1 protein-coding gene is annotated in these 775 nt (G+C 67.2%); it reads left to right on the forward strand.

The genetic code is table 11. The features are described from left to right. Nucleotides 1-767: glycosyltransferase (locus A9X04_RS30995; RefSeq protein WP_369828974.1), on the forward strand; the 767-nt coding region annotated here is incomplete at its 5' end. Nucleotides 768-775 lie beyond the last annotated feature (8 nt).

A 775-nucleotide genomic window follows, 5' to 3' on the forward strand; every position in this document is an offset into this window, starting at 1 on the left:
ACGGCGAGCTGATTCCGGCACTGCCCGCGCCGATGGTCCGTACCGGGATGGCGGTGTACGACTGGATGTGTTGGCGGGTGACCAAGAAGGCCGAAGATAGCCAGCGCCGGGCATTCGGCCTGCCGAAGGCAAAGGGTCCTGCGCCGCAACGGATGGCAGCCCGCGGCGCGTTGGAGATTCAGGCCTATGACGAAGTGTGCTTTCCCGGGCTGGCCGACGAATGGGCGAAGTGGAACGGCCAGCGCCCCTTCGTCGGGACACTGACCATGGAGCTGACCACGGACGTCGACGACGAGGTCGCATCGTGGATCGCGGCGGGAACGCCGCCGATCTGCTTCGGCTTCGGCAGTACAACGGTCGATTCGCCAGCCGACACCATCACCATGATCGGCGAGGCCTGCGCCGAGTTGGGCGAGCGGGCGTTGGTGTGCTCGGGCAAAACCGATTTCAGTGGGGTCGCCCATTCCGACCACGTCAAGGTGGTAGGGGTGGTCAACTACGGGGCGGTCTTTCCCGCTTGCCGGGCGGTGGTGCACCACAGCGGCGCGGGCACCACTGCCGCGGGCCTGCGCGCCGGAGTACCCACCTTGAGCCTTTGGAGCATGAGCGATCAGAAGATCTGGGCGGGCCAGGTGGATCGGCTGAAAGTCGGTGTCGCCCGCCCGTTTTCCCAAACCACGCGCGAGTCGCTGGTGGCCGACCTGCGCCAGATCCTCTCCCCCGACTACGTCTCCCGCGCCCGCGAGCTGGCCGCCAGGCTGACGTAGCCCGCTGA

Origin of the sequence: Mycobacterium sp. E3247 (assembly GCF_001667785.1) — a bacterium.
GTDB lineage: Bacteria > Actinomycetota > Actinomycetes > Mycobacteriales > Mycobacteriaceae > Mycobacterium.